Consider the following 25,825-nt stretch of genomic DNA (forward strand, 5'->3'; position numbering starts at 1 on the left):
GCGGTCCGCACCTGAACGGTGGTCAGGTGAACGGCGTTCAGGTTAGGGTGTGCGCGCCGATGCCGTCAACGAGAGGGGCCAGCGACGTGCGCCACCACCGCCAGGACGTGGTCGACCGGGCGATCGACGTCCTCGACCGCTACGGCCTCTCCGACCTGACGATGCGCCGGCTCGGCGCCGAGCTCGGCGTCCAGCCCAGCGCGCTCTACCACCACTTCGCCCACAAGCAGAGCCTGCTCGCGGCGGTCGCCGACGAGATTCTGGAGCGCGGCGCACGTCCCGTGCCGGAGCGTCGCTGGGACGCGCGCGTGGTCGCGGTCTGCGGGCAGCTGCGCGACGCGATGCTGGCCTACCGCGACGGCGCCGACCTGGTGGCCACGGTGCACGCCTTCGGCCTCGGTGCCGCCGCGCCGTACGACGCACTGCTGGCCGCCCTCGCCGACGGCGGCTTCCCGGCCGACCTGTCGCGCACCGCGGCGCGCACGCTGCTGCACTTCGTCTTCGGGCACGCCATCGACGAGCAGACCCACCTCCAGGCCGGCAGCGCCGGCGCGATCGACGACGAGCCCCGCGACGCCAGCGACTTCGACCTCGGCCTCGCGCTGGTCGTCGACGGCATCCGGCTGCGCCAGCCCACGGACCTGCACCAGCCGCTGTAGTCGGGCTCAGACCTCGACGCGCCCGCCGCTGCGCCAGTAGACGCCTTCCTCGCGGGTCAGGAAGTCGCCCTCGACGAGGTAGCGGCGCAGGGCGGCGTGGTCGGGGTGGAAGCGGTTCAGGATCTCGTTGACGTCCGCCTCCGGGTAGCTGCGGCCGATCTCGAAGGACTGGGCGAGGTGGTCGAGGACGACGCGCAGCTTGGCCTGCTTGCTGGGGATCGTCCGCAGTCGGCCGTCGGCGTCGAGGAAGTTGGCGAGCACGCGTGAGTCCACGTCACCACTGTCACACGCCCGGGCGCCACCGCGCGATCGGATTCTCCAACGTGCCGGCGTACATCAGCGACTGCGCCTGGTCGCTGAGGTCGACCATCTCGAGGGTGTTGCGCAGCTGGAGCCGGTTGAGGCAGCTGTGGTCGAACTCCGCCCGGAACAGGTCGTACGCCGCCACGGCGGCGCCCAGCCGGGGGTGCTCGGCCTCGTGGTCGGCGACGCAGCGGGCGACCTCGGCCCAGAAGTCGTCCTGGTCGAGCACGCCGTCGGTGTGCAGGATCGCGGCGAGGTGGCGCAGCACGCCGTCGAACACGTCGGTGAGCAGCGCCAGCGCCTTGACGTCGTCGCTGACCTTCACGCGGACGCGCTCCACGTCGGGCGGCAACGGCTGCTCGCCCATCACGGCGACCTCCTCGCCGATGTCCTTCATCAGCGCGCGCACCACCACGCCGTCGCGCAGCACGAGGACGAGGTTCTCGCCGTGCGGCATGAACGCCAGGTCGTGCGCGAGCAGGCAGTGCACGATCGGTCGGACGTAGGCCCGCAGGTAGGACCGCACCCAGGTCGCGGCGTCCAGCCCGGACGCCTCGACGAGCGCCGCCGCCAGCGAGCGGCCGTCGGCGTCGCGGTGCAGCAGTGAGGCCATCGTCGCCAGCCGCTCGCCATCGCGCACTCGAGGGAGCGGGCTCTCGCGCCAGAGCGCGGCCAGCATCTTCTGGTAGGGCGAGCGGACGCCGTGGGTGTGGGCCAGATCGTGGAAGGCGTCGCCGGTGTAGCCGATCGCGGCGTGCTCGCGCAGCACCCCGAAGCCGCACCCCTGCAACGTCTCGTCACCCTCGACCACGGCGGCGACCCAGTCGTTGATCGCAGGCGTGGGGCCCATGTAGCCCGGCGACAGGCCGCGCAGGAAGCCCATGTTCTGGATCGCGAGCGCGGTCTTCACATAGCTGCGCCGCGGGTCGCTCACGTTGAAGAACGTCCGGATCGACTGCTGCGCGCGGTAGTCGTCAGGCCCCTCGCCGAGCGGCACCAGGTCGCGCCGCGCCACGTCGGGCGCGAACGTCACGGCGACCTTGTCGGTCCACTGCCACGGGTGCAGCGGCAGGTAGAGGTAGTCGGCCGGGTCCAGCCCCAGCTCGCTCAGCCGTCCCTCGAACGCCGCGCGCGTCCCGGCCGCGAGCTCGGCGCCGTACAGGCTCCCCTCGGTGAGCCCGGCGCCGAGCGAGAGCCGCGTATGCGCGCGCCGCGCGGCCACCCACACGAGCCGCAGCCGCGACCCGGTCTCGGGGGCGTAGGCCTCGAAGTCGTCCAGGCCGTAGCCCACGCGGCCGTTGTTGGCGATGAACGACGGGTGTCCCTCCGTCATGGCCGCCTCGATCTCCTGGTAGTCGGCCTCCACCAGGTCGGCGGCGCTCGCGGTGTGGTGGTACCGCTTCCAGGCGGCGCTCGCGAGGGTGGCGGCGAGCTCCTCGAGGTACGTCGGCAGCAGCTGGTCGGGGATGCCCAGCCGCTCGGCCATCTCGACGACGAACGCCTGCACGTCGAGCGCGGCCGGCTCGCCGTCCACGGTCCGCTCGATGCTGGCCTCGTCCACGGCCCAGTGGTCGAGCGCCAGTCGCTGCGCGCGGAAGGAGTACGTCGTCGTGCGCGACGGCGTCGTCAGCACGTACTCCGTGGGTCGAGGAGGGCCCTCCGGGGCCCGTCTCGACACCTCCGGCGCCAGCAGCCGCTCGTGGGAGAGCTCCGCGATCGCCTTGGCGACCAGGTGCCGCTGGGCGGCGGCGAGGGTGTCGGGGTTCAGGTGGTCGGCGGCGATCACGAGGGCACCCCGCGCAGCAGGTCGGAGGCGAGGAACGCCTCGCGCGTGCAGAACGACAGCGCGGCGTCCTTGCTCGGCAGCGTGACGATGCGCTCGACCTCGAAGCCGGCCAGCGCGTTGAGCACCAGGATCCTGTCGTTGCGCACGTCGGGGTCGACGACCACGCGACGCACCCCGTCGTCGGCGAAGCAGTGCTCCATCACCGCGCGGAACACCCGGCGCGTGAAGCCCGCCACCGGGGTGTCGGTGGGCGCGACGAGCACGTGCATCCCGAGGTCGCCGTCGCGGAGCTCGGGCAGGTCCGCCAGCAGCGAGTGGGCGGGGTCGTAGGTCTCGGCGAGGAACGCCGGCTCGCCGTCGACGCGGCCCAGCCACGCGTGGTGGTGCGGGTCGTCGCCGATCTGCGCGTACTCCCGCGCGACGTCCTCGACGCTCGCGTCGGGCATCTCCCAGTAGACCGAGCCGGGGTGCGTGACCCAGGCGTGCAGCCGGGCGAGGTGCGGCTCGAGCTCGAGCGCCTCGATCGTGACGATCATCGTGCCCTCCTCAGGTGGTCGGGGACGCCGAAGCTCTGCACGGCGATCCGCTTCTCGACGGGGTAGACCTCGCGGCCGGTGACCGCGGCGACGATGACCGAGTTGCGGTAGGCGCCCATGCCGAGGTCGGGCGCGACGAAGCCGTGGGTGTGCTCCTCGGCGTTCTGCACGAAGATCTCCTGACCCGTGTGGTCGACGGCGTAGGACGCGTCGGCGACGTAGCGTCCCTCAGCATCCCACCGGATCCGGTCGCGCACGCCGTCCAGGAACGCCGGCACCTGCGCGGCGTACCCGGTCGCGAGCACGAGCCCCTGCGTGCGCAGGCCGAAGTGCTCGTCGGTCTCGTGGTGGTGCAGGTCGAGGTCGTACGCCGCACCGTCCCAGGCCGCGCCGGTCACCTCGGTGTTGGTGACCATCGTGGTGCGCGGGCCGTCGCCGGTGACCCGCTGCTGGTAGTGCAGGTCGAAGATCGCGTCCACCAGGTCGCCGCTGATCCCCTTGTAGAGCGAGCGCTGCTCGCGCAGCAGCCGCGCGCGGGTGAGCTGGGGCAGGTCCTGGAAGTAGGAGGTGTACTCCGGTGACGTCATCTCCAGCGTCAGCTTGGTGTACTCCATCGGGAAGAAGCGCGGGCTGCGCGTCAGCCAGGTCAGCGCGTAGCCGTGCGCGGGCGCCTCGGTGAGCAGGTCGAGGTAGATCTCCGCCGCGCTCTGCCCGCTGCCCACGATCGTGATGGACTCCAGCGCCTGCAGCTCCGCCTTCCGCGACAGGTAGTCCGAGGAGTGCAGCGCCACGCCGCCGGAGGTTGAGGAGGGACGAAGTCCCGTCTCGAAACCCCTCGAGCCGGGCACCACCCCGGCCAACGCCTCCGGGACCCGCGGCTGCGTGCCGGTGCCGAGCACCAGCCGCCGACCGCGGTGCGCCTCGCCGGTGCTCGTGGTGACGACGTACGACGACCCGCGGTCGTCCTCGACGTGCTCGACGCCCACGACGGACTGCCCGAACCGCACGCTCGGGAGCCGCTCGGCCGCCCAGCGGCAGTAGTCGTCGTACTCGCGGCGCAGCGGGTAGAAGGACTCGCGGATGTAGAAGGGGTAGAGGTTGCCGGTCTCCTTGAGGTAGCTCAGGAAGGACCAGCGCGAGGTCGGGTCGGCCATCGTCACCAGGTCGGCGAGGAAGGGCACCTGCAACGTCGCGTCGTCGAGCATCATCCCGGGGTGCCAGGCCAGCTCGTCGCGCGCCTCGAGGAAGAGCGTGTCGAGGTCGAGGGGGTCGGTGAGGCAGGCCAGCCCGAGGTTGAACGGGCCGACGCCGATGCCGATGACGTCGCGCATCACGCGACCACCGGCGCGGGCGCCTGCTCGCGGGCCAGCTCGTCGCCGAGCGAGACGATCCGCGCGCAGATGCCCAGCACGTCCTCCGGCGTCGCCATCGGGTTGAGCAGCGTGAGCTTGAGCCACGCGCGGCCGGACACCTTGGTCGCGGCGATCATCGCGGCGCCGCTCTCGTAGAGCGCGGTGCGGACGCGCGGCACGAGCAGGTCGGCCCGGTCCTCCGAGAGGCCCTCGGGGCGGTAGCGGAACACCACGGTGCTCAGCTGCGGCGTCGCCGCGACCTCGAGCGCGGGGTCGGCGTCGAGCCGCACGGCGACCTCCCGTGCCAGGTCGATGACCGTGTCGACGTACTCGCCGATGCGGTCCGGGCCCATGACCCGCAGCGTCAGCCACAGCTTCAGCGCGTCGAAGCGCCGGGTCGTCTGGAGGCTCTTGTCGACCTGGTTGGGGTGCTCGGCATCCTTCGGGTTGAGGTAGTCGGCGTGCCACGTCACGTGGCCCAGGTGCGCGCCGTCGCGCACGAGCAGCGCGCTCGAGGACACCGGCTGGAACCACGTCTTGTGGAAGTCGACGGTCACCGAGTCGGCCTGGTCGATCCCGTCGAGCAGGTGGCGTCGCGTGGTCGAGGCGAGCAGCCCGCCGCCGTACGCCGCGTCGACGTGGCACCACGCGCCGTACAGCTCGCTGAGGGCGGCGACCGTGCGCAGCGGGTCGATCGCGCCGAAGTCGGTGGTGCCGGCGGTGGCCACCACCGCCATCGGCACCAGCCCGGCGGAGGTGGCGTCGGCCAGGGCCTTGCCGAGCGCGCCGACGTCCATGCGGCGCTCGCCGTCGACCGGCACCGTCACGACCGCGTCGTCGCCGAGCCCGAGGATCCGCGCGGCCTTCTGGACGCTGAAGTGCCCGTCGACCGAGGCGAAGACCCGCAGGCGGCGCGGCTCGGCGCCCGTCGCGGCGAGGGCGCGGTCGCGGGCGAGGAGCAGCGCCTGGAGGTTGGACTGCGAGCCGCCGCTGGTGAAGATGCCGTCGGCCTGCGGCGCGAAACCGATCCGGCCGTTGGTCCAGTCGACGAGGTGCCGCTCGACGAACGTCCCGCCGACGGACTGGTCGAAGGTGTCGAGGCTGGAGTTGACCGCCGACACGAACACCTCGGCCAGCAGCGCGGGGATCACGACCGGGCAGTTGAGGTGGGCGGCGTACGTCGGGTCGTGGAACCACACCGCGTCATCGAGGTAGAGCCGGCTCATCTCCGCCAGCGCGAGGTCGGCGTCCTCCAGCGGCCGGTCCAGGTCGACGTCCGCGACCGCCTTGGCCGCGTGCTCGGGCGACGTCCCCGTCGACGGGCCGGTCAGCGTGCGCATCGTGGCGGCGAGGTGGTCGACACCCCGGCGCATGGTGTCGGCGTAGGCGTCGACGTGCTGCGGGTGGAACACGTGGGAGAGCGGGTGCACAGCGGGGACGGCCACCGGTCATCCTTCCGAGCAGAGGATTAGGTAAGGCTCACCTTACTTGTTTGCGGCAGGTGCGCAACCCGCCGTCGTGGGTCGAGGAAGGCGCGCCAGCGCCTGTCTCGAAACCCACCCGCTCAGCGGCTCCAGTCGACGGCGTCGTGCACGGCCAGCAGGCGGGCGCCGCGCACCGGGTCGTGCTGGGCGACCCAGGCGATGCGCCCGCGCAGGTGCTCCTCGAAGGCGGGCACGTCGTGGCGGTTCTGCGAGCTGGGCCCGTGGCGCCGGCAGTTGTGGAGGATGGCGCGCAGGAGGTCCACGTCGTGGCGGGAGACCCGCGGCCGCTCGTTGACGACGAGGCCGCCCAGGGTCTGCCGGCCGCCGCGCGGCATCACGCCTGTCTTGAGTGCGTTGAGCTTGAACCCCTCGTCGCGCACGATCTTCTCGACGGCGTCGAGGAGCCGCGAGGTGCCGGTGCCCCATCCGGCGGCGCCGGAGAACGCCAGGTCGTCGGCGTAGCGGGTGTAGCGGCCGCCCCAGGACCGGGCGAGCGCGGTCAGCCGCACGTCGAGCCCGTACGCCGCCAGGTTGGCCATCGCGGGGGAGGTGGGTGCGCCCTGCGGGAGGTGCGGCGCGGCCAGTCGTCGGCCCAGCCGCCAGTGGGCGTCGAGGAGCCACTCGTCGGCCGGCCGGGGGACCGCGCGCCACGCGGACCGCGGCAGCACGCTGGTGACGAGCCCGGCGAGGCTGTGGGCGACCGGCTCGGGGTAGCCCGCCGAGCGCCAGATCCCGTAGACCCTCGCCACCGTGACGCTGGCGAAGAACGCCTCCAGATCGAGCCGGATCACCACGGGCCGGCCGGCGTGCGGTGCGGCGTAGGACCGCACCGAGCCGCCCGGCCGGAAGCCGCGCGCGGCGTCGTGCGGCGGGATCAGCGACGCGACCTCGTCGAGGAGCTGCCGTTGGATCCGTCGCAGTCTCGGCTTGGGTGCCTCGAGCACGCGGATCCCGCCGCTCGCGGCCGTCCGGTGGCTGACCCGGTAGTGCTGCAGTGGGACGACGCCCGTGGAACGCGCGAGTCGCCGCGGGTCGGAGAACCAGTCGAGCTCCGAGGTCGTGACCCCTAGGAGCTCGGCGAGGTCGCCGGGGTCGTGGAGCTCGGGCAGCCGCCAGCGGTTGCCGAGCATGCGGGTGCCCGGCATCGGCTGCACGACCGGAGGTGCCCCCAGCGCCTTGTCCGCCGCGGGGCGGGAGCGGATGTTGGTCGCGAGCTCGCGCGGCCGGTCGTACGGCGGCCGGGGGTAGAGCGACAGGGTCTGGTTGACCAGCGGCTTCAGCCACCGAGGCCGACGGCCCAGGACGACCGCTCCGCTCGCGAGGAGGCCGGCCGGCGTCCACTCGCCTCCCAGGAACCCGGCCGCGAGCGCCCGGGCGAGGTCCTTCCTCACGGCATGCGGTGGTCGGTGGACGTGGGGGTGTGCGGCAGCGATGCTCGACCTGTCCCGTCGTGCGCGCGATGACCTGCAGCGGAGCGCAGCGAGTCGCGCGCGGTGCCGTGCCCGAACATTCCGGTGGCCCCCGGGGTAGCCCCGGGGAGGCTTGCCGGTGTCACGCACCGGTTCGCCGTCTCGAGAGAACGCTGCCGCACCCGCGCACAGTAGCCGCCCGAGGTGCCCTCGGTGGTCGAGCAGTGAGGAGCGCCAGCGACGAACGCCCGTCGAGACCCGGCGAGGGAGGCAGGGCGTGGGGCACCGCGGTCGCTGCCCTGCACACGTGCGGGTATCTCGACGGGCGCTCAGGCCCTGGCGGCCTTCGCTGCTCGATCACCGATGCCGACCAGCAGCCCCTTGCACGCCTCGATGAGCCGCGCGCGCAGCGGGGCTCCGCGCTCGGCGAAGCGGCGCTGCGCCTCGACGTAGGCGGCCTTGCCCTCGGGCGTCTCGATGCGCACGGGCTCGAAGCCCAGGTCGGCGAGGTCGTACGACGCGGCGCGCATGTCGAGCTCGCGATGTCGCGAGCCAGCTCGAAGCAGTCGGCCACCAGGTCGGAGGCGATCATCGGGCTCAGCCGGAAGGCGTGCTTGTAGAGGGCCCTAGTCAAGGCAGTCACAGGCTTCTCGTCAGCCGTTTGCGCTGGCACTGCGCGGCGCGAGACAATGGTGCCGCAGCAGAGTGGGGCGGTCAGGGCTCTGGGCACAATCCTTCGCCTTGCTGACCGCCGCGACCTGAGCCTCACCTGTACAAAGGACATCGAAGTCTCCACCCGCTGCTTCATCGAGGGTCGTATCTACTGGCGACTTGCTCACCGACCCGAAGGCCTCCACGCGCCGCTCTCGAGGTCGTGTCCCTCGATGATGGGAAGAGACTAGCCGCTCAACCCCCTCGTGTCCAGCCTTGTGGGCACTACGCTTGCGCCGGAGCGTTACGGCGATTGGTCGAGGTGACCCCCGCGCTTATACCCATATTGGCGCTGCGGCTGCTACGGTTACTACTAGATCTCCATTCATCACCTGTAAGCATCTACCCATTGCCGCCCGGCCCGGCGCAACCGAGGGGAACTGACAAGTGCTCGAGCCCAGTCCTGACGCGCTCGCTGCCGCTGAGGCTCTCTCCCGCCGGAACAAGAACCGGACGGCGCAGGTTCGGCGCCAGTTCGTCGCTCGGATCTCTGTGCAGAGCCCTACACCGATGGGCGAGATGCTCCGTGGTGGGCGTGGTGGCCAGGTACGGCTGAAGACGTACTTGTCGATGATCTGGTTGGCTGCCAATCCGCCGCACGATGTGCAGTACCCCGCCCGTGCCTGGGCGACGCTTCTTGACCTGCCCGACCCGGAGGGCAGAGGCGCTCGTCGTGTCAACGAGGCGATCGGGTGGCTAGAGAGCCACGCATTCGTTGGGGTCGAGATGCAACCAGGTCACCCGAACCGCGTCACACTGCTGAACGAGCTCGGTGACGGTCGTCGCTATCGCGTCCCCGGGGACGCTTACAACCGTGCTCAATCGCGCGAGGCTGATCCGGAGGTGCTGGCCAGACATCGGTACGTTCGGATTCCCCCGACCTTCTGGACCAACGGCTGGATGGCCACCCTCTCGGCTGCTGCGTTGGCGATGTACATGGTGCTGCTCGTTGAAGACTCCGGCTCGACGAAGGATGAACTGTGGTTCAGCCCAAACGAGGCACAGAAGCGGTACGCGATCTCGGACGACACTCGGTCGAAGGGTCTTAATGAGTTGCGCCGAGCCGGTGTCATCACGGTTCAGCGTCGGCCCATCGCAAGTGATGTCTTCGACGTCATGCGGTTCCGCAACACTTACTCATTTCTCCCGGACGCACTCCAGAGTGTTGCGCGAATCCCTGAGAAGCCTTCTGAGGAACTAGCAGACTTCTGAGTTGGCGCTTCTGGTGTGCGCTTACACCTGGCCGAGGTAGGCCCCGCTCAAATCAGGTGATCCGTCGAGCGACGATCACAACCGACGGCCCGCCATCGAAACGGCGTAGGTTGTCCCTATCGTTCCGAGAACGACCCCGCTTTTCCGATGAACCCCTGTGGGGGACGTGAGGTTCGCGGCGAGCGAGTTCGATGCAAGCCCCGTGTTGTGCCAAGACCAGAGGTCGCGGGTAGTCGTCGCTCCGTTCAGCCGAACAGCGGCCAGCCGACCGAGTCGGAGAGGCGCTGATTGGCGACCCATTTGGCGCTTCTCCTCAATCTGAAGGAGACGCGAGGAGCACCCGACCTCCGCACCGAACGACGAGGGTGGCGAGTACAGCCACGGCTTGGGGGAAGAGCGCCGCGACGCAGGCGGACGCCGCCCTGCCCAAGACCGCCAGTGAGCAGGTGCGCGACATGCGCCGTGAGGCGATCCGGTTCCGAGCTGGGGAGACCGCTCAGGGGCGCTGAGCATGTCGGAGCAGACCCGGCACTGCCCTCGTCGTGTGGTGCTGGGTCTGCAGTCCGTGTGCATATCAGCGGCCGTCCGATTCAGGGCTCGCTTCACGTCATGGCTGATGACTCAAGTGACGTGAAGCGGCTCCCGGTCGTGGGAGCGCGTCCCGAAGTGCTGGGGCGCTGGACGCCCTCAGCACTGCAACTGGCCTCTCCAAGGCGTTCCTGATCCGTTCGGCGCTGACGGACTTGGGACTGCTTGTGGAGACCGACGAGTACCGACCACCAACCCCAGGAAGAAGGATCACTGTCATGCGGCGCCGGGAGGGGTAGGGAGGCACAGGTGTCAATTGCTGGGCAGGTGGGCCCAGAAGGTCGGGGCGAACACGCTGAGCGGGTTTTCCACTTCGGTGCCTTCTTCCAAGGTGGCCCTGATTTGGGACGCAATCTGCGCGTTGTACGACGCCAACTGAGGGACCAGTGTGTAGATGTCCGTCGTGTCAATGACCACTGTTCGAACCTGCCCGATGTCGAAGGGCAGCCGGTCCGCTTGACGAGTGATCTGCACGATTGGCTTGCGCACTGCGTGCCGCAGAGCGAGTTCGTAGAACACGTTCGGATTGTGGAACGAGAGGTCAGCGATGACGAGTTTGCTGTGGAGGATGTATTCGATGATCTGGCGCGTGATCATGCCAGCCTCGCCAATCTGATCAGCACGCACGACAGTCAGACCGAACTCCTCCAGAGCCGGTTCCACCAGCGACCCCATGAACAGGTCGGCGTGCCTTCTTGCATCGCTGTCATCACTTCCGATCGGCGTGATGTAAAAACACACGTTGTCGAAGTCGTTGCCTGCCGCTTGGGAGACCGGGGCCGCAGGAGTTCTCGTGTCAGGCGTGGAGGTTGTCCCGCTCACCCTCGGTGTCTCTTGCTTCGCTGACGAGTCCTGCTTGACGTAGTCCTCGACGAGTGTGTCCAAAGTGATGAAGCGCTCCGCTCCACTGATGGAGCGCAATACGCCGACATACTTCGCGTTGACTGTGAAAGTCTCGACGCAGGCGACCGCGTCCTGCTCGGGAATGCCTAGTTCGCGTGCCTTGTCGACCAATACGGCCTGCACCGGCAGTCGAGTATCGATGTAGGTTTCGTACATCTGCTTGAACACATCGACGTGCGCGATTGCCAGATTGAACATCGCCCTTGTGCGATCCCGGGCGCTCACGCCGTCGGCTACAACCTTCAAGCCACCCTCGGTGAGGTTCAGCATCTCGGCTCGGTAACTGCCAACCGTCAGTCCATACTTCGAACTGTTTGTGATCTGTTGGCGCACCAGACCACTCGTCGGGCTCTTGCCCAGTTCATCGAGCAGCGTGATCCGCCGAACCGGCTGCCCGGCGCCCATCTTGTACACAGCCGTCGCCATTTCCAATGCATCCTCGAACGTGGATGCGGGAAATAGTGGCGTGCGTCGGGATTTCTTCACCGCCTCTACTTGCCCCTCAGACTCGCCGCTGGTCTCGGCTTCAGCAGCAGTTGGTTCGTCGGTAGATGCGCTCATGCCTAGACGCTAAGCGACGCCACCGACATGTCGTGGCGATTCTTGGCGGATGAACCGCCTCGGCTCATAGGGACGGGCGCCGTGTCTTCCGCGCTAGGTCCCCACCGACACCAGCAACATCACCAACGCAGGCTGTCGGATGACCTGCCGCGTGGGCGGAATGATGAGAGCTTAGATACCTGGCTTGCCCTCGGCGCCTGGCGAACATGTTCGACAGCGTTTCGGCGTGTCGCCACAACATCTGGACGTGTTTGCGGATCCTTGAACTGCATCTAGTTCAGGGAGGGATCCCGATGGCCTGTCTGCTCATCACCTACGACCTGAACACGCCGGGCCAGGGCTACACGGCCCTCCATGACGAGATCAAGAGCCTGGGCGCGTGGTGGCACCACCTCGACTCGACGTGGCGTGGTTACGTCGTCCACGACTAGCTAGATCAGCGACCGCCTCATGAAGACGATGGACAAGAACGACAGCCTGCTGATCATCAACGTATTGAACGACGACTACGCGGGCTGGTTGCCGGAGAGGGCCTGGGAGTGGATCAGGAAGCACATAGTTGGCGCCTATGCGCGTTAGTGAACTGGTAGCAGTCGCTCGCACTGTTTCACGAGCGCGCGGCGTATAACTTGGCCTCGTTCAGAGAACTGCTTCTGAGCAGCGACGTACTCCTGCTTGCCCTCCGGCGTCTCGATCTTGACCGGCGTCCACTCCTCGCCGGTGTGATCCATGGTGATGCCGGTGAAGTCGTACGGCGCGGCTCGCATGTCGAGCTCGCGGATGTCTCGCGCCAGCTCGAAGCAGTCGGCGACGAGGTCGGAGCCGATCATCGGCGTCAGGCGGAAGGCGTGCTTGTAGAGGTCCATGCCGGCGTGCAGGCAGGCCGGCTGCTCGAACGACGGGCGGTCGTCGCGGCCGGGGGAGAGGGTGTTGAGCGGGCGGGCCTGCGGGGTGAAGAAGCGGAACGCGTCGAAGTGCGAGCACGCCACCTTGTGCGACTCCACGACCCGGTCGGTGCCCTCGGCGCCGAGGCGCAGCGGCCAGTCGGCGTGGCGGGTCTCGTCCTCCTCCAACCGGTAGACCATCGCCCACTCGTGCATCCCGAAACAGCCGAAATTGGCCGGTCGGCCCGCCGTCGCGGTGAGCAGCGCGTGGATCGACTCGACCAGCGGGCGTTGGGACTCGACGAAGGCGGCGCTGACGGTGACGGGGTGTCGAGACGGTTGCTGCGCAACCTCCTCGACCCCCGAGGCGTAGCCCTTGAGGGTCGCGTACTCCTCAGCGTCCTCCAGGGCGACGCCGAAGCCCGGGTGCCAGCGGCGCAGCTGGGCGGGGCGCTGGGAGTAGTAGGTGAAGAGGAAGTCGTGGACCGGGTGCTTGACGCTCGCGCCTCGGCGCTCGAGGTGCGGGCGCACGAACGCGTCGACGCGCTCGGCGTGGGCGGCAGCCCGGGCGCGCCACGTCGCCTCGTCGAGCACCTGCGTCATCACGCACCAAGGGTAGGTCCGCGACGTACGGCGGATAGGGTCGGGACGTGCGTATCGCGAGGTTCACCACCGGTTCGGAGCCGTCCTACGGCGTGGTCACGGGCGAGGTCGACGAGTTCGGCCAGCCCGCCGAGGACAGCGTCATCGTGGCGATCGCCGGCGATCCGCTGTACGTCGGCATCACGCTGCTCGACCAGGAGCACCGGCTCTCCGACGTGCGCCTGCTGGCGCCGGTGCTGCCGCGCAGCAAGGTCGTCGGCATCGGGCGCAACTACGCGGCCCACGCGGCCGAGCTCGGCAACGACGTGCCCAGCGAGCCGCTGATGTTCCTCAAGCCCAACACCAGCGTGGTGGGGCCGGGCGACCCGATCTACTACCCGCGTCAGACCCAGGACCTGCACTACGAGGGCGAGCTCGCCGTCGTGATCGGGCGGATCTGCCGCGACGTGCCGGCCGAGCAGGCGACGGACGTCATCCACGGCTACACGATCGCCAACGACGTGACCGCGCGCGACCTGCAGCGCTCCGACGGGCAGTTCACGCGGGCCAAGGGCTTCGACTCCTTCTGCCCGCTGGGCCCGTGGATCGAGACCGACCTCGACCCGCAGCACTTCATCGACGGCGTCCGCGTCCAGACCCACCTCAACGGCGAGGTGGTGCAGGACGGCTCGACCGCCGACATGATCTTCGACATCCCGGCGCTCATCGCCCACGTCTCCAGCGTGATGACCCTGCTGCCCGGCGACGTCATCCTCACCGGCACCCCCGAGGGCGTCGGTCCCATGCAGGTCGACGACGAGGTCGAGATCTCGATCGCCGGCCTCGGCACCCTCACCAACAAGGTGGCCACCCGATGACCCAGACCCCCGTCCCCGGCGCATCTCCCGTCCGCGTCCGGATGGCCCCGTCGCCGACCGGCAGCCCCCACGTCGGCCTGGTCCGCACCGCCCTCTACAACTGGGCGTTCGCGCGCCACCACGGCGGCACGTTCGTCTTCCGCATCGAGGACACCGACGTCGCGCGCAACACCCAGGAGTCCTACGACGCCCTGCTCGACCTCTTCGCGTGGCTCGGCCTCGACTGGGACGAGGGCCCCGTGGTGGGCGGTCCCCACGCGCCGTACCGCCAGTCGGAGCGCAGCCACCTCTACCGCGACGCCCTCGAGCGGCTCACCGCCGCCGGGCACACCTACCGCTGCTTCTGCACCAACGACGAGGTCGAGGCGCGCCGCAAGGCGTCCGGCTCCAAGCTCATGGGCTACGACGGCTTCTGCCGGGACCTGGACGCCGAGCAGGTCGCGGCGTTCGAGGCCGAGGGCCGCTCGGCCGTCGTGCGCTTCCGGATGCCCGACGGCGAGGTCGCCTTCGAGGACCTGGTGCGCGGGCGGATCTCCTTCCACTCCGACCACGTGCCCGACTATGCGCTGGCCCGGGCCAACGGCGACCCGCTCTACACGCTCGTCAACCCTGTGGACGACGCACTGATGGAGATCACGCACGTGCTGCGCGGTGAGGACCTGCTCTCCAGCACCCCGCGCCAGATCCCGCTGTACGCCGCCCTGCAGGACGTCGGCATCGGCATCGGCGCCCCGCAGTTCGGCCACCTGCCCTACGTCATGGGCCAGGGCAACAAGAAGCTGTCCAAGCGCGACCCCGAGGCCAACGCCCTGGGCTACCGCGACGCCGGCTTCCTGCCCGAGGGGCTCCTCAACTACGTCGCTCTGCTGGGCTGGGCGATCTCCGGCGACCGCGACGTCTTCACGCTCGAGGAGATGGTGGAGGCGTTCGACATCGGCGACGTCAACCCCAACCCCGCGCGCTTCGACCTCAAGAAGGCCGACGCCATCAACGCCTCCCACATGCGGCTCCTGTCGGTGGAGGAGGTCACGCACCGCGCGCTGCCGTTCCTCAAGGCCGCCGGCGTCGTCTCCGACCCCGTGTCCGACGCCGACGCGCAGCTGCTCGAGCTGGCGATGCCGCTGGTGGCCGAGCGCATCAACAAGCTCACCGAGGCCGTCGACATGCTCGGCTTCCTGTTCGTCGACGAGGCCGACTTCACCCTCGACCCCGCCGACGCCGAGAAGCTGCTCGACGACGACGGGCGGCGCATCGTGCAGGCGTCGTACGACGCGGTCGTCGAGCTGCGCGAGTGGTCGACCGCCTCGATCCAGGAGGCGCTCCAGTCGGCGCTGATCGAGGGTCTGGCGCTGAAGCCGCGCGTGGCCTTCGGCCCCGTGCGCGTCGCCGTCACCGGTCGTCGGGTCTCGCCCCCGCTCTTCGAGTCGATGGAGCTGCTGGGGCGGGAGCGCAGCCTCGCCCGCCTGCAGGGCGCGCTGGGCTGATGACCGGGCTGGCCTACCACCAGCTCCAGCGGGGCGGCCGCTGGTCGTGGTGGCGCCCGCTGGTGGGGGTGCTCGCGGTGGTCGCCTTGGTCTTCGTGCTCCAGCTGGTCGTCACCCTCACGGTGGCGGCGATCGTCGTCGCCCGCGGCACGCCGTTCGAGGAGGCGCTGGACCGGGTGTCGGGCGTGGGTCAGGTGATGCCGTCGTACCTCGCGGTCGTCAACCTCGGGTGGGCCGTGACGATCCCGGCCGTGTGGCTCGTGGCGTGGCTGGTGCACCGGATGAGGCCCGGCTGGCTGGCGTCGGTGGCCGGCCGGATCCGCTGGGACTGGTTGGCCGTCTGCTTCGGCCTCGCCCTGCTGGCGCTGGTCGCGACCGTGGCGGTCGGCGCCATCGTGCCGTCGCCCGCGGTCGAGACCAGCGGCGAGCTCAACGACTTCACGCGCCAGACGCGCGACTTCCTGCTGGTGATCCTGCTGCTCACCCCGCTCCAGGCGGCGGGGGAGGAGTACGCGTTCCGCGGCTACCTCACCCAGGCCCTCGGCGGCGTCTTCCGCGACCCCCGGCTGGCGATGGCGGTCGCGATCGTCGTGCCCGCGCTCCTGTTCGCGCTGGCGCACGGCGTGCAGGACCCGCCCATCTTCGTCGACCGGCTGGCGTTCGGGCTCGTCGCGGGTGCGCTCGTGATCCTGACCGGCGGTCTCGAGGCCGGGATCGCGATGCACGTCCTCAACAACTTCCTCGCGTTCGGCGCCGCCCTGGCCTACAGCGACATGACCTCCGCGCTGAACCCCACCGGCGGCACCTGGTGGAGCCTGCCGACGACCCTCACGCAGTCGCTGGTCTACCTCGGCCTGGCGGTCTGGGTGTCGCGCGCGATGGGCGTCAGGACGGTCCGGGAGCAGGGCGTTTTGGAGCCCGCCGAACCTCGCGTGTAAGGTTTCTCGTCGGCTCCTGAAGCACTGCGGAGGGAGCCGAACCGTAGTAAAACCATGGGATATGGTGTAATTGGCAACACGACTGGTTCTGGTCCAGTTATTCTAGGTTCGAGTCCTAGTATCCCAGCCAAGATCCCGGTGGAGACCGGGATTTTGTGCGGCAGATCGGCGTTCGATAGTCTGACGCAGCAACACCAGCACCACGTTGGCCCCCGTTGTGTAGCGGCCTAGCACGCCGCCCTCTCACGGCGGTAGCGCCGGTTCGAATCCGGTCGGGGGTACAGCACAGCAGAGGCCCCGCCCACCAGGGCGGGGCCTCCGCTCATTCTCAGCCCCTCCGGGCCTCGCGCTTCGCGGCAGCGGCCTCGCGCTGCTCGACGAACCTCGTGGCCTGCTCGTCCAGCGCGGCCATGGCCGCGACCAGCTCCTCGCGGGCGCGCTCGCCCTCCTCGTCGAGCCCCTCGAGCTCGAGCAGCCCCCACTGGCGCACGAGGGGCAGCACGATGTCGTCGTGGTGGATGCGCAGGTCGTAGATGCCGGCGCGCGCCATCTGGACCGCCTTGCGGGCGAACCCGGGGATCACCGAGCCCGGCATCTGGAAGCCGACGACCTCGTCGGTGATCGCCCGCATCGTCGGGCCGGGCGCGAGCTCGAGCGCCGCCTCGACGATGTTGCGGTAGAAGACCATGTGCAGGTTCTCGTCCTTGGCCACGCGGGTGAGGAGCCGCTCCGCCACCGGGTCCTCGGTGATCCGGCCGGTGTTGCGGTGCGACACCCGGGTGGCGAGCTCCTGGAACGACACGTAGGCGCAGACGTTGAGCAACGCCTTCTCGCCCGAGTCGAAGCCGGCCTCCATCGTCTGCATCCGCGCCCGCTCGAGCTCGTCGGGGTCCACCCCGCGGGTGACGAGGAGGTAGTCGCGGATGCAGAAGGCGTGCCGTCCCTCCTCGGCGGTCCAGCGGTTGACCCACTCGCCCCACGCGCTCTCGCGGCCGAAGGCGCGCTCGACCTCGCGGTGGTAGCTCGGCAGGTTGTCCTCGGTGAGGAGGTTGACCTCCAACGCCGTCCTGGCGATCGGGGAGAGGGTCGACTGCTCCACCGACCACGGGTCGCCGTCGAGCAGCGCGAAGTTGCGACCCTCGGCCCACGGCACGTACTCGTGCGGCATCCACTCCTGCGCCACCCCCAGGTGGCGGTTGAGGTTGGCCTCGACGGTCGGCTCGAGCTCGCGCAGCAGCGTGGCGGTGTCCATGTCTCGGCCTACCACAGAGGCGGGGCCGGGCGGAAGGGCCAGGCGGTCAGGCGCAGAGACCGGCCTCGAGGCGGGCCTCGGCCTGGGCCTCGGCGCGCTCGGTCTGCTCCGGGCTCGCGGGGGCGTCCGTGCTCGACTGCGACGGCGAGCCGTCCGGAGTGCCGACCGGGTCGCTGGCGCTGACGCTGCCGCCGTCGAACTCGCGACCCAGCGGGCGGTCGTTGCGGATCCGCTTCCACAGGTCGTCGGCCTTGTCGGTCCACACCAGGCGGTTGGGGTCCGGCTCGTACTCCGCGAACGGCACGGTGACGAACTTGATGTCGTCGAGCCCCGTGGTCCGCAGGTCCATGGCGAGGTCGACCAGCGCCGGGAGGTTGGCCAGCTCCTTGTCGAGCTGGAGCGATCCGGTGGCCGCGTCGAGGAACTTGTAGACGCGGTCGGGGCGCGAGAGCGTGCCGCCGGAGACCACCTTGTTGATCATCGAGGCGATGAACGCCTGCTGGCGCTTCATGCGGCCGATGTCGCCGGTCACCGAGAGGACGTAGCGCTCCCGGACGTAGTTGAGGGCCTGGCGACCGGTCAGCGTCTGGGTGCCGGCGTCGAAGTGGATGTCGTGCTCGTCGTCGTCGACGTCCTTGGGGATGCAGACCTCGACGCCGTTGACCGCGTCGACCATGCCCTTGAAGCCGTTGAAGTCCACGACGACCTGGTGGTCGATGCGGATGTCGGTGAGCTTCTCGACCATCTGCACGGTGCAGAGCGGGCCACCGACGGCGAAGGCGTCGTTGAACCACGCCAGCTTCTCGCCGGGGATCTTCCGGCCGCCGGGCATCACGCACTCGGGGCGGGTGACCAGCGCGTCGCGCGGCAGGCTCACGCCGTAGGCGTCTTTACGGTCGGCCGAGATGTGCAGCAGGATCGTGGTGTCGGAGCCGCCCTTGCCGGACTCGCCGTCGATCTTGTTGCCCTGCCCGTCGCGCGTGTCGGAGCCCATGACCAGGATGTTGATCGGCTGCTTGGGGCCCTCGACCTCCACCGCGTCCGGGCGGTCGACCTCGTCGGGGATCGCGGGCAGCGCCTCGATGTTGCCGTTGAGCTGGTGGTAGGCCACCGCGACCCCGACGCCGGTGAGCAGCGCGAGGACCAGGTGCGTCACCAGGATCACCCGGACGACCGCACGACGATGGGTGCGGTGCATCGCGCGATGCGTCGTCGGGGTCACCGGCTCGTCGGCCGGCGGCGTTCGGTCGTCGGCCACCTCGCCATCCTCCCAAACCCCTGGTTGGCGCGCGGGCGAACGCCGCAAGTCGTGAGGCCGTCGACGCGGTCGCACCGGTGTCCGATTCCCGCCAGTCACGTCCCCGCGCGTGGGCCATGATGGAGGCATGCAGACGAGCGAGCGATGGGACGCGGAGTCCTGCTACCGCGCCGTGCGGTCGCGCGACCGTCGCTTCGACGGCATGTTCTACACCGCCGTCCGCACGACCGGGATCTACTGCCGGCCCTCGTGCCCGGCGCGCACGCCGGCGTTCGCCAACGTGACGTTCCACCCCAGCCCCGCCGCCGCGCAGGCCGCGGGCTTCCGCGCGTGCAAGCGCTGCCTGCCCGACGCGACTCCGGGCAGCCCCGACTGGGACATCGCCGCGAGCGCAGCCGGTCGGGCCATGCGCCTGATCGCCGACGGCGTCGTGGACCGCGAGGGCGTCGACGGACTGGCCCGCCGGGTCGGCTACACCCCGCGGCACCTGTCGCGGCTGCTCGTGGCCGAGCTCGGCGCCGGACCGCTGGCACTCGCCCGGGCCAAGCGTGCTCAGACCGCCCGGGTGCTGATCGAGACCACGGACCTGTCCTACGCCGACATCGCGTTCGCGGCCGGCTTCTCCAGCGTCCGTCAGTTCAACGAGACCGTGCGCGAGGTCTACGCCGGCTCACCGACCGACCTGCGGGGCCGACGCGGTCGTCGCTCGACCACCGGCACCGTCACCATGCGTCTGGCGGTCCGGACGCCGTTCGCGGGCCGGGCGCTGCTGGCCTTCCTGGCCTACCACCTGGTGCCGGGCGTCGAGGTCGCCGGACCCGGGTGGTACGCGCGCACCCTCGACCTCCCGCACGGTCCCGGCACGGTCCGCCTCGACATCGAGGACGCCCTGGAGCCGGGGGAGACGGCGTTCGTGACGGCGACGTTCGCGCTGCACGACCTGCGCGACACCGCGGCGGCGGTGGAGCGCGCGCGTCGGCTCGTCGACGCCGACTGCGACCCGCTCGCCGTGGGCGACCACTTCGCGCACGACCCGGTGATCGGCCCGCTGGTGGGCGCGACGCCCGGCCTGCGCGTGCCGGGTCAGGTCGACGGTGACGAGGTGGCGGTCCGCACCGTGATCGGCCAGCAGGTCAGCGTCGTCGGCGCGTGCACCGTGGCCGGACGGATGGTCGCCGCCCACGGCCGGCGGATCGACTCCGACGTCCCGGGTCTGACGCACCTCTTCCCCGACGCGGCCACGCTCGCGACGGTCGACCCCGAGACGCTGCCGATGCCACGAGCCCGGGGCCGCGCGCTCGTCGGCCTGGCCGCGGCGCTCGCCGAGGGCACGGTGGCGCTGGACCGCGGCCCCGACCGCGACGCCGTGCGCACCGCCCTGCTCGACCTGCCGGGCATCGGCCCCTGGACCGCCGACTACGTCGCCATGCGCGCCCTCGGCCACCCCGACGTCTTCCTGCCGACCGACCTCGGGGTCCGCAACGCCCTCGCCGGTCTGGGCCACGACCCGGTCGCCGTCGTGGCCGACACCGACGCGTGGCGTCCCTGGCGCTCCTACGCGCTCATGCACCTGTGGAACACCCTGATGCCGGCCGTCGCTCCGGCGCCCACGACCGGCCCGAACGAGGAGAACTGACATGTGGACGACCATGGACTCACCCATCGGCGAGCTGCGGATCGTCGAGCAGGCCGGCGCGGTCACCGCGATCGAGTTCTCGCCGTTCGCCCCGGCGGACGGACGGGTGCGGGGCGCCCGTGACGACGCGCACCCGGTCCTCGCCGAGACGGTCCGCCAGCTGACGGCGTACTTCGAGCGCGACCTCAAGGAGTTCGACCTGCCGCTCGCCCCCGTGGGCACGGTCTTCCAGCAGCAGGTGTGGGAGCAGCTCGCCGGGATCCCCTACGGCCAGACCGCGTCCTACGGCCAGATCGCCGCGCAGCTAGGCCGCACCAACGCCGCGTCGCGCGCGGTGGGCCTGGCCAACGGGAGCAACCCGATCCCGATCGTCATCCCCTGCCACCGCGTCATCGGCGCCAACGGCACCCTCACCGGCTACGCCGGCGGCATCGCCCGCAAGCAGACGCTGCTCGAGCTCGAGCAGGATGCGCTCTTCTGACCTGAGCGCGAAGCGCTCCGGTCAGAAGTGGAGCGCAGGTCGCGCGACGGAGCTGTCGAGACCCGGTGAGACACATGCCGACCCGGGGGACGCCCCAGTGGCCGAGGCCCTGCGAACCTCACCGGGTTTCGAGACGGTCGCTGCGCGACCTCCTCAACCCACGAGGTCCCCGCCGCTACTCTGCCGCGGCGCGGCGCAGCGACTCGGACAGCCGCTCCGCGGCGGCGAGTACGGCGGGCGCGTGCATGCGGCCGGGCTGGCGCGAGAGGCGCTCGAGCGGACCGGACACCGACACCGCGGCGATGATCTTGCCGCCGGGGGAGCGGACGGGGGCGGAGACCGACGCCACGCCCTGCTCGCGCTCGCCGATGGACTGCGCCCAGCCGCGGCGGCGGATGCCGGACAGGGCGGCGGCTGAGAAGGCGGCGTTCTGCAGGCCGCGGTGCATGCGCTCGGGGTCCTCCCACGCAAGCAGCACCTGCGCCGCGGAGCCCGCGCGCATCGTGAGCTGGGAGCCGACCGGGATGGTGTCGCGCAGGCCCGAGGGGCGCTCGGCGGCGGCCACGCAGACGCGGTGCTCGCCCTGCCGGCGCCACAGCTGGGCGGACTCGCCGGTGATGTCGCGCAGCCGGGCCAGCACCGGGCCGGCCGTGGCCAGCAGGCGGTCCTCGCCGGCGGCGGCCGACAGCTCGGCCAGGCGCGGTCCGAGCACGAAGCGGCCCTGCATGTCACGGGCCACGAGCCGGTGGTGCTCGAGGGCCACGGCGAGCCGGTGGGCGGTCGGTCGGGCGAGGCCGGTGCCGGCCACCAGGCCCGCGAGCGTCGCCGGACCCGACTCGAGCGCGGTCAGCACGAGTGCCGCCTTGTCGAGCACGCCGACCCCACTAGAGTTGTCCATATGGCAATACTGCCGTCTCATAGGATGGGATGCAAGTACCCAGGGAGCCCCGACGTCGTGAGACTGGTCTCGCCCCGGCCCGTATCGAATGGTGAGATCCGAGTCTCAGATCATGGGACGAAGGCGTAGCGTGGGGCGCGCACGGATCAGCGGGAACGAAGGAGTGGAAGCCATGGGCAGGACCATGTCCGAGAAGGTCTGGGACGAGCACGTCGTCCGATCGAGGGCGGGCGAGCCCGACCTGCTCTACATCGACCTCCACCTCATCCACGAGGTGACCAGCCCGCAGGCCTTCGACGGCCTCCGGCTCGCGGGCCGCCAGGTCCGCCGCCCCGACCTGACGCTGGCCACCGAGGACCACAACGTCCCGACGGTCGACTGGGACAAGCCGATCGCCGACCCCGTCTCCCGCACGCAGGTCGAGACGCTGCGCCGCAACGCCGAGGAGTTCGGCGTCCGCCTGCACCCGCTCGGCGACGTCGAGCAGGGCATCGTCCACATCATCGGCCCGCAGCTGGGCCTGTCGCAGCCGGGCATGACGATCGTGTGCGGCGACAGCCACACGAGCACCCACGGTGCCTTCGGTGCGATCGCCTTCGGCATCGGCACCTCCGAGGTCGAGCACGTGCTGGCGACCCAGACCCTCATGCAGGCCAAGCCCAAGACCATGGCGGTCACCATCAACGGCAGCCTGCCCGCCGGGGTCACCGCCAAGGACATGGTGCTCACCCTGATCGCCCACACGGGCACGGGCGGTGGACAGGGCTACATCGTCGAGTACCGCGGCCAGGCCATCGAGGAGCTCTCGATGGAGGGCCGGATGACGGTCTGCAACATGAGCATCGAGTGGGGTGCCAAGGCCGGCATGATCGCTCCGGACCAGACGACGTTCGACTACATCGAGGGTCGTCCCGAGGCGCCGAAGGGTGCCGACTGGGACGCCGCCGTCGCGCACTGGAAGACGCTCGTCACCGACGCGGACGCGCAGTTCGACGAGGAGATCGTCCTCGACGCGAGCGAGATGACGCCGTTCGTCACCTGGGGGACCAACCCCGGCCAGGGCGTCCCGCTGGGCGCGACCGTGCCCCGTCCCGAGGACTTCGAGGACGCCCAGGACCGGGTCGCCGCCGAGAAGGCCCTGCAGTACATGGCGCTGGACGCCGGCACCCCCATGCGCGAGGTCAAGGTCGACACCGTCTTCGTCGGCTCCTGCACCAACGGCCGCATCGAGGACCTCCGCCTGGCCGCCGAGATCATCCAGGGCCACACCGTCGCCCCCGACACCCGCCTGCTCGTCGTGCCCGGCTCGGTGCGCGTGCGCCTCCAGGCCGAGGCCGAGGGCCTCGACACGATCTTCAAGGACGCCGGCGCCGAGTGGCGCGGAGCGGGCTGCTCCATGTGCCTGGGCATGAACCCCGACACGCTGGCCCCGGGCGAGCGCAGCGCGTCCACGTCCAACCGCAACTTCGAGGGTCGCCAGGGCAAGGGCGGCCGCACGCACCTGGTGTCGGTGCCGGTCGCCGCGGCGACCGCCGTGCGCGGCACCCTCTCCTCGCCCGCCGACCTCGAGCCCGTCGCCGTAGGGAGCAACTGACCATGGAGAAGTTCTCGAGCCACACCGGCGTCGGCGTCCCGCTGCGCCGCAGCAACGTCGATACCGACCAGATCATCCCGGCCGTCTACCTCAAGCGCGTGACCCGCGACGGCTTCGAGGACGGGCTCTTCAGCGCCTGGCGCAACGACCCGACGTTCGTGCTCAACAACGAGGCGTACGCCGCCGGCTCGGTGCTCGTGGCCGGGCCCGACTTCGGCACCGGCTCGTCGCGCGAGCACGCGGTGTGGGCCCTGCAGAACTACGGCTTCAAGGCGGTCATCTCGCCGCGCTTCGCCGACATCTTCCGCGGCAACTCCGGCAAGGCTGGCCTGCTCGCGGCCCAGGTCGACGAGAAGGTCGTCCAGCGTCTCTGGGACCACCTCGAGGAGAACCCCGGCGCCGTCGTCACCGTCGACCTCGAGTCGCGCACGGTGCGCGCCGGTGAGGGACCCGACGCGATCGAGGACTCCTTCGACATCGACGACTACACGCGCTGGCGGCTGCTCGAGGGGCTCGACGACGTGGGCATCACGCTCTCGCACGCCGACGACATCACGTCCTACGAGGCCCAGCGCCCGCGCTGGAAGCCGGCCACGATCCACGCCGGCTGACACCACCCGTTCACCCGCACAGGTGACATCCGTTTGACCGCGGGGTGTCGAATCGTCCGAGGAAGCACACCCTCCGGACGAAAGGCCTCACCGTGCCCCTCCTCGACTCCCACGGCATCTCCCTCAGCTACACCGACTCCGGGGGCGCGGGCCGCCCGGTCGTGCTCATCCACGGCTGGCCCCTCAGCGGCGCCTCGTGGAGCGAGCAGGTGCCCGCGCTGACCGACGCCGGCTACCGCGTCGTCACCTACGACCGTCGTGGCTTCGGTGGCTCCGACAAGCCCGACACCGGCTACGACTACGACACGTTCGCCGCCGACCTGGCCGGCGTGCTCGAGGGGCTCGACCTCACCGACGCCACCCTCGTCGGCTTCTCGATGGGCGGCGGCGAGGTGGCGCGCTACCTCGGCACGTACGGCGACGGGCGGATCCGCTCGGCGGTGTTCGCCGGCGCCGTGCCGCCGTACCTCCTCAAGACCGAGGACAACCCCGACGGGGGCCTGGAGGAGAAGGACGTGCAGGACATGCTCCAGGGAGCGGCGACCGACCGTGAGGCGTTCCTCGAGGGGTTCACCACCGGGTTCTTCTCGTCCGAGGGCGAGCTGAAGGTCACCGAGGAGCAGCGGCAGCAGGCACTGGCCCTGGAGGCCGAGGCCGGGGACGCCGGGCTGGTCGGCTGCATCACGGCCTTCGCCACCACGGACTTCCGCCCCGACCTCGCCACGATCGCCGTGCCGACCCTCGTCATCCACGGCGACTCGGACGCGATCGTGCCGTTCGAGGTGTCTGGAAAGCGCACCGCTGACAGTGTTTCGGGCGCCGAGCTCGTCGTCGTGGAGGACGGGCCCCACGGATTCAACGTCAGTCACGCCGACGAGCTCAACCGTCACCTGCTCGCGTTCCTGGAGAGGTAAGCACCCGAGCGGAATGCTCGATATCCCAAGCAGGTAAGGGATAACTCGCGCATTGCCGCAATAGGTCGAGGGCGTTTCCCCGTCAGCGGTAGGGGAAATGCCCTCGACCTGGGAAAACGTCGCGAAAAATAGGTGGGCGGTTCGTCGGCGTGGTGATTGTGGGAGCGCTCACGGATGCCTAGCGTGCGTTGATGAAAGTCGAGCAAATGTCTCGACACCAGTTCATTGGAAGGGAAGCTAGTGAACAAGTCACAGCTCATCGACGCACTCGCCACTCGCTACGAGGGCAACCGCAAGGCTGCCTCGCACGCGCTCGAGTCCGTCCTGGACACGATCACCCGTGAGGTCGCCAAGGGCGAGAAGGTCGCCATCACGGGCTTCGGCTCCTTCGAGAAGAGGATCCGCGAGGCTCGGTGGGTCCGTAACCCGCAGACCGGTGCGCGCATCAAGGCCAAGAAGACCGCGGTGCCGAAGTTCAGCGCCGGCGCGGACCTGAAGAACGTCGTCTCGGGCGCCAAGAAGCTGCCCAAGCTGACGGTCGCCGCGACCACCGCTCCTGCCAAGAAGGCAGCGGCCACGGCCAAGAAGGCGGCCGCTCCGGCCAAGAAGGCGGCACCGGCCAAGAAGGCCGCTCCGGCGAAGAAGACCACCGCCAAGAAGGCCGCTCCGGCCAAGAAGGCGGCTCCCGCGAAGAAGGCCGCTCCGGCCAAGAAGGCGGCACCCGCAGCCAAGAAGGCGGCCCCCGCCAAGAAGGCCGCTCCCGCGAAGAAGGCCGCCCCGGCCAAGAAGGCGGCACCCGCAGCCAAGAAGGCGGCCCCCGCCAAGAAGGCCGCTCCGGCCAAGAAGGCCGCGGCCAAGAAGGCGCCGGCCAAGAAGGCCGCTGCCAAGAAGTCCTGACCCACTGGCGTCAC

Annotated in this window: 25 protein-coding genes and 2 tRNA genes; 15 read left to right on the forward strand and 12 right to left on the reverse strand. The window is 70.2% G+C overall.

What is annotated here, in order from left to right; all coding sequences use genetic code 11:
* Positions 1-86 precede the first annotated feature (86 nt).
* A complete protein-coding gene (locus E4622_RS02800) occupies positions 87-659 on the forward strand; it encodes a TetR/AcrR family transcriptional regulator C-terminal domain-containing protein (RefSeq protein WP_134738556.1) in 573 nt (190 codons plus the stop codon).
* A gap of 6 nt (positions 660-665) precedes the next feature.
* On the opposite strand, the gene E4622_RS02805 is transcribed toward E4622_RS02800, so the two are convergent.
* From E4622_RS02805 to E4622_RS02835, 7 genes are all read right to left on the reverse strand, one after another.
* Positions 666-932: a DUF2087 domain-containing protein gene (locus tag E4622_RS02805; protein ID WP_134738557.1), complete on the reverse strand. Its 267-nt coding sequence runs from the start codon at positions 930-932 to the stop codon at positions 666-668.
* 10 nt (positions 933-942) lie between these two features.
* Positions 943-2,748, reverse strand: coding sequence for an IucA/IucC family siderophore biosynthesis protein (locus tag E4622_RS02810; protein WP_134738558.1), 1,806 nt, complete (start codon positions 2,746-2,748; stop codon positions 943-945).
* Positions 2,745-3,284, reverse strand: coding sequence for a GNAT family N-acetyltransferase (locus tag E4622_RS02815; RefSeq protein ID WP_134738559.1), 540 nt, complete (start codon positions 3,282-3,284; stop codon positions 2,745-2,747). The genes E4622_RS02810 and E4622_RS02815 overlap by 4 nt, the downstream gene beginning before the upstream one ends.
* Positions 3,281-4,615: a SidA/IucD/PvdA family monooxygenase gene (locus tag E4622_RS02820; protein ID WP_134738560.1), complete on the reverse strand. Its 1,335-nt coding sequence runs from the start codon at positions 4,613-4,615 to the stop codon at positions 3,281-3,283. The genes E4622_RS02815 and E4622_RS02820 overlap by 4 nt, the downstream gene beginning before the upstream one ends.
* The gene (locus E4622_RS02825; RefSeq protein ID WP_245155852.1) at positions 4,615-6,081 is read right to left on the reverse strand and encodes an aspartate aminotransferase family protein; all 1,467 of its coding nucleotides are present in this window, start codon (positions 6,079-6,081) and stop codon (positions 4,615-4,617) included. Before E4622_RS02825 ends, E4622_RS02820 begins: the two co-directional genes overlap by 1 nt.
* 119 nt (positions 6,082-6,200) lie before the next feature.
* On the reverse strand, positions 6,201-7,511 hold the full coding sequence (locus E4622_RS02830; RefSeq protein ID WP_134738561.1) for a reverse transcriptase family protein: 1,311 nt from the start codon (positions 7,509-7,511) through the stop codon (positions 6,201-6,203).
* 347 nt (positions 7,512-7,858) lie between these two features.
* Positions 7,859-8,059 carry a hypothetical protein gene (locus E4622_RS02835; protein WP_209021760.1) on the reverse strand — a complete coding sequence of 67 codons (201 nt, stop codon included), beginning with the start codon at positions 8,057-8,059 and terminating at the stop codon, positions 7,859-7,861.
* A gap of 691 nt (positions 8,060-8,750) precedes the next feature.
* On the opposite strand from E4622_RS02835, the gene E4622_RS02840 reads away from it, so the two are divergent.
* On the forward strand, positions 8,751-9,452 hold the full coding sequence (locus E4622_RS02840; RefSeq protein ID WP_134738562.1) for a hypothetical protein: 702 nt from the start codon (positions 8,751-8,753) through the stop codon (positions 9,450-9,452).
* An 840-nt stretch (positions 9,453-10,292) separates the two neighbouring features.
* Here E4622_RS02840 and E4622_RS02845 read toward each other — a convergent pair.
* Positions 10,293-11,504, reverse strand: a complete 1,212-nt coding sequence (locus tag E4622_RS02845) for a hypothetical protein (protein WP_134738563.1) — start codon at positions 11,502-11,504, stop codon at positions 10,293-10,295.
* Positions 11,505-11,797: 293 nt separating this feature from the next.
* On the opposite strand from E4622_RS02845, the gene E4622_RS23020 reads away from it, so the two are divergent.
* Both E4622_RS23020 and E4622_RS23305 read left to right on the forward strand, forming a co-directional pair.
* Positions 11,798-11,935, forward strand: a complete 138-nt coding sequence (locus tag E4622_RS23020) for a hypothetical protein (protein WP_209021761.1) — start codon at positions 11,798-11,800, stop codon at positions 11,933-11,935.
* A gap of 19 nt (positions 11,936-11,954) precedes the next feature.
* Positions 11,955-12,083: a hypothetical protein gene (locus E4622_RS23305; protein ID WP_280633738.1), complete on the forward strand. Its 129-nt coding sequence runs from the start codon at positions 11,955-11,957 to the stop codon at positions 12,081-12,083.
* Here the strand turns inward: E4622_RS23305 and E4622_RS02855 are convergent.
* Complete coding sequence (locus E4622_RS02855) at positions 12,080-12,991, reverse strand: 3-methyladenine DNA glycosylase (RefSeq protein WP_134739377.1); 912 nt, start codon at positions 12,989-12,991, stop codon at positions 12,080-12,082. The two genes, E4622_RS23305 and E4622_RS02855, sit on opposite strands and share 4 nt — an antisense overlap.
* A gap of 47 nt (positions 12,992-13,038) precedes the next feature.
* Here E4622_RS02855 and E4622_RS02860 point away from each other — a divergent pair, with 47 nt between their 5' ends.
* The 5 genes from E4622_RS02860 (at position 13,039) to E4622_RS02880 (ending at position 16,551) form a co-directional block, all read left to right on the forward strand.
* On the forward strand, positions 13,039-13,848 hold the full coding sequence (locus E4622_RS02860) for a fumarylacetoacetate hydrolase family protein (protein WP_134738564.1): 810 nt from the start codon (positions 13,039-13,041) through the stop codon (positions 13,846-13,848).
* The gene (gene gltX, locus E4622_RS02865; RefSeq protein WP_134738565.1) at positions 13,845-15,332 is read left to right on the forward strand and encodes a glutamate--tRNA ligase; all 1,488 of its coding nucleotides are present in this window, start codon (positions 13,845-13,847) and stop codon (positions 15,330-15,332) included. The genes E4622_RS02860 and gltX overlap by 4 nt, the downstream gene beginning before the upstream one ends.
* Positions 15,332-16,270: a type II CAAX endopeptidase family protein gene (locus E4622_RS02870; RefSeq protein ID WP_134738566.1), complete on the forward strand. Its 939-nt coding sequence runs from the start codon at positions 15,332-15,334 to the stop codon at positions 16,268-16,270. Before gltX ends, E4622_RS02870 begins: the two co-directional genes overlap by 1 nt.
* Before the next feature lie 55 nt (positions 16,271-16,325).
* Positions 16,326-16,400, forward strand: a tRNA-Gln gene (locus E4622_RS02875).
* A gap of 78 nt (positions 16,401-16,478) precedes the next feature.
* Positions 16,479-16,551: transfer RNA gene (locus E4622_RS02880), tRNA-Glu, on the forward strand.
* A 47-nt stretch (positions 16,552-16,598) separates the two neighbouring features.
* On the opposite strand, the gene E4622_RS02885 is transcribed toward E4622_RS02880, so the two are convergent.
* Positions 16,599-17,522: an acyl-ACP desaturase gene (locus E4622_RS02885; protein ID WP_134738567.1), complete on the reverse strand. Its 924-nt coding sequence runs from the start codon at positions 17,520-17,522 to the stop codon at positions 16,599-16,601.
* A 46-nt stretch (positions 17,523-17,568) separates the two neighbouring features.
* Positions 17,569-18,780 carry an LCP family protein gene (locus E4622_RS02890; RefSeq protein ID WP_167735956.1) on the reverse strand — a complete coding sequence of 404 codons (1,212 nt, stop codon included), beginning with the start codon at positions 18,778-18,780 and terminating at the stop codon, positions 17,569-17,571.
* 127 nt (positions 18,781-18,907) lie between these two features.
* Here E4622_RS02890 and E4622_RS02895 point away from each other — a divergent pair, with 127 nt between their 5' ends.
* Positions 18,908-20,416 carry an AlkA N-terminal domain-containing protein gene (locus tag E4622_RS02895; RefSeq protein ID WP_134738569.1) on the forward strand — a complete coding sequence of 503 codons (1,509 nt, stop codon included), beginning with the start codon at positions 18,908-18,910 and terminating at the stop codon, positions 20,414-20,416.
* 1 nt (position 20,417) lies between these two features.
* A complete protein-coding gene (locus tag E4622_RS02900) occupies positions 20,418-20,897 on the forward strand; it encodes a methylated-DNA--[protein]-cysteine S-methyltransferase (RefSeq protein WP_134738570.1) in 480 nt (159 codons plus the stop codon).
* Positions 20,898-21,072: 175 nt separating this feature from the next.
* Here E4622_RS02900 and E4622_RS02905 read toward each other — a convergent pair whose 3' ends face one another.
* Entirely contained in the window at positions 21,073-21,795 is a 723-nt protein-coding gene (locus tag E4622_RS02905; RefSeq protein ID WP_134738571.1) for an IclR family transcriptional regulator, read from the reverse strand.
* A 172-nt stretch (positions 21,796-21,967) separates the two neighbouring features.
* Here E4622_RS02905 and leuC point away from each other — a divergent pair, with 172 nt between their 5' ends.
* The 4 genes from leuC (at position 21,968) to E4622_RS02925 (ending at position 25,811) form a co-directional block, all read left to right on the forward strand.
* Positions 21,968-23,389 carry a 3-isopropylmalate dehydratase large subunit gene (gene leuC / locus E4622_RS02910; RefSeq protein WP_134738572.1) on the forward strand — a complete coding sequence of 474 codons (1,422 nt, stop codon included), beginning with the start codon at positions 21,968-21,970 and terminating at the stop codon, positions 23,387-23,389.
* Between the two features lie 2 nt (positions 23,390-23,391).
* Positions 23,392-24,000 carry a 3-isopropylmalate dehydratase small subunit gene (gene leuD, locus E4622_RS02915; protein WP_134738573.1) on the forward strand — a complete coding sequence of 203 codons (609 nt, stop codon included), beginning with the start codon at positions 23,392-23,394 and terminating at the stop codon, positions 23,998-24,000.
* Positions 24,001-24,092: 92 nt separating this feature from the next.
* The gene (locus tag E4622_RS02920) at positions 24,093-24,914 is read left to right on the forward strand and encodes an alpha/beta hydrolase (RefSeq protein WP_167735957.1); all 822 of its coding nucleotides are present in this window, start codon (positions 24,093-24,095) and stop codon (positions 24,912-24,914) included.
* A gap of 240 nt (positions 24,915-25,154) precedes the next feature.
* The gene (locus E4622_RS02925; protein ID WP_134738574.1) at positions 25,155-25,811 is read left to right on the forward strand and encodes an HU family DNA-binding protein; all 657 of its coding nucleotides are present in this window, start codon (positions 25,155-25,157) and stop codon (positions 25,809-25,811) included.
* Positions 25,812-25,825 lie beyond the last annotated feature (14 nt).

Source organism: Nocardioides sp. 503, from assembly GCF_004522095.1.
Lineage (GTDB): Bacteria > Actinomycetota > Actinomycetes > Propionibacteriales > Nocardioidaceae > Nocardioides.

What these genes read in the sequence shown, in the direction of transcription:
- E4622_RS02885 (WP_134738567.1), bottom strand. Translation starts at nt 17,522, where the DNA reads ATGGACACCGCCACGCTGCTGCGCGAGCTCGAGCCGACCGTCGAGGCC.
- E4622_RS02845 (WP_134738563.1), bottom strand. Translation starts at nt 11,504, where the DNA reads ATGAGCGCATCTACCGACGAACCAACTGCTGCTGAAGCCGAGACCAGC.
- E4622_RS02820 (WP_134738560.1), bottom strand. Translation starts at nt 4,615, where the DNA reads ATGCGCGACGTCATCGGCATCGGCGTCGGCCCGTTCAACCTCGGGCTG.
- E4622_RS02835 (WP_209021760.1), bottom strand. Translation starts at nt 8,059, where the DNA reads ATGCGCGCCGCGTCGTACGACCTCGCCGACCTGGGCTTCGAGCCCGTG.
- leuC (WP_134738572.1), top strand. Translation starts at nt 21,968, where the DNA reads ATGGGCAGGACCATGTCCGAGAAGGTCTGGGACGAGCACGTCGTCCGA.
- E4622_RS02855 (WP_134739377.1), bottom strand. Translation starts at nt 12,991, where the DNA reads ATGACGCAGGTGCTCGACGAGGCGACGTGGCGCGCCCGGGCTGCCGCC.
- E4622_RS02905 (WP_134738571.1), bottom strand. Translation starts at nt 21,795, where the DNA reads ATGGACAACTCTAGTGGGGTCGGCGTGCTCGACAAGGCGGCACTCGTG.
- E4622_RS02840 (WP_134738562.1), top strand. Translation starts at nt 8,751, where the DNA reads ATGGGCGAGATGCTCCGTGGTGGGCGTGGTGGCCAGGTACGGCTGAAG.
- leuD (WP_134738573.1), top strand. Translation starts at nt 23,392, where the DNA reads ATGGAGAAGTTCTCGAGCCACACCGGCGTCGGCGTCCCGCTGCGCCGC.
- E4622_RS02895 (WP_134738569.1), top strand. Translation starts at nt 18,908, where the DNA reads ATGCAGACGAGCGAGCGATGGGACGCGGAGTCCTGCTACCGCGCCGTG.
- E4622_RS23020 (WP_209021761.1), top strand. Translation starts at nt 11,798, where the DNA reads ATGGCCTGTCTGCTCATCACCTACGACCTGAACACGCCGGGCCAGGGC.
- E4622_RS02815 (WP_134738559.1), bottom strand. Translation starts at nt 3,284, where the DNA reads ATGATCGTCACGATCGAGGCGCTCGAGCTCGAGCCGCACCTCGCCCGG.
- E4622_RS02900 (WP_134738570.1), top strand. Translation starts at nt 20,418, where the DNA reads ATGTGGACGACCATGGACTCACCCATCGGCGAGCTGCGGATCGTCGAG.
- E4622_RS23305 (WP_280633738.1), top strand. Translation starts at nt 11,955, where the DNA reads ATGAAGACGATGGACAAGAACGACAGCCTGCTGATCATCAACGTATTG.
- E4622_RS02870 (WP_134738566.1), top strand. Translation starts at nt 15,332, where the DNA reads ATGACCGGGCTGGCCTACCACCAGCTCCAGCGGGGCGGCCGCTGGTCG.
- gltX (WP_134738565.1), top strand. Translation starts at nt 13,845, where the DNA reads ATGACCCAGACCCCCGTCCCCGGCGCATCTCCCGTCCGCGTCCGGATG.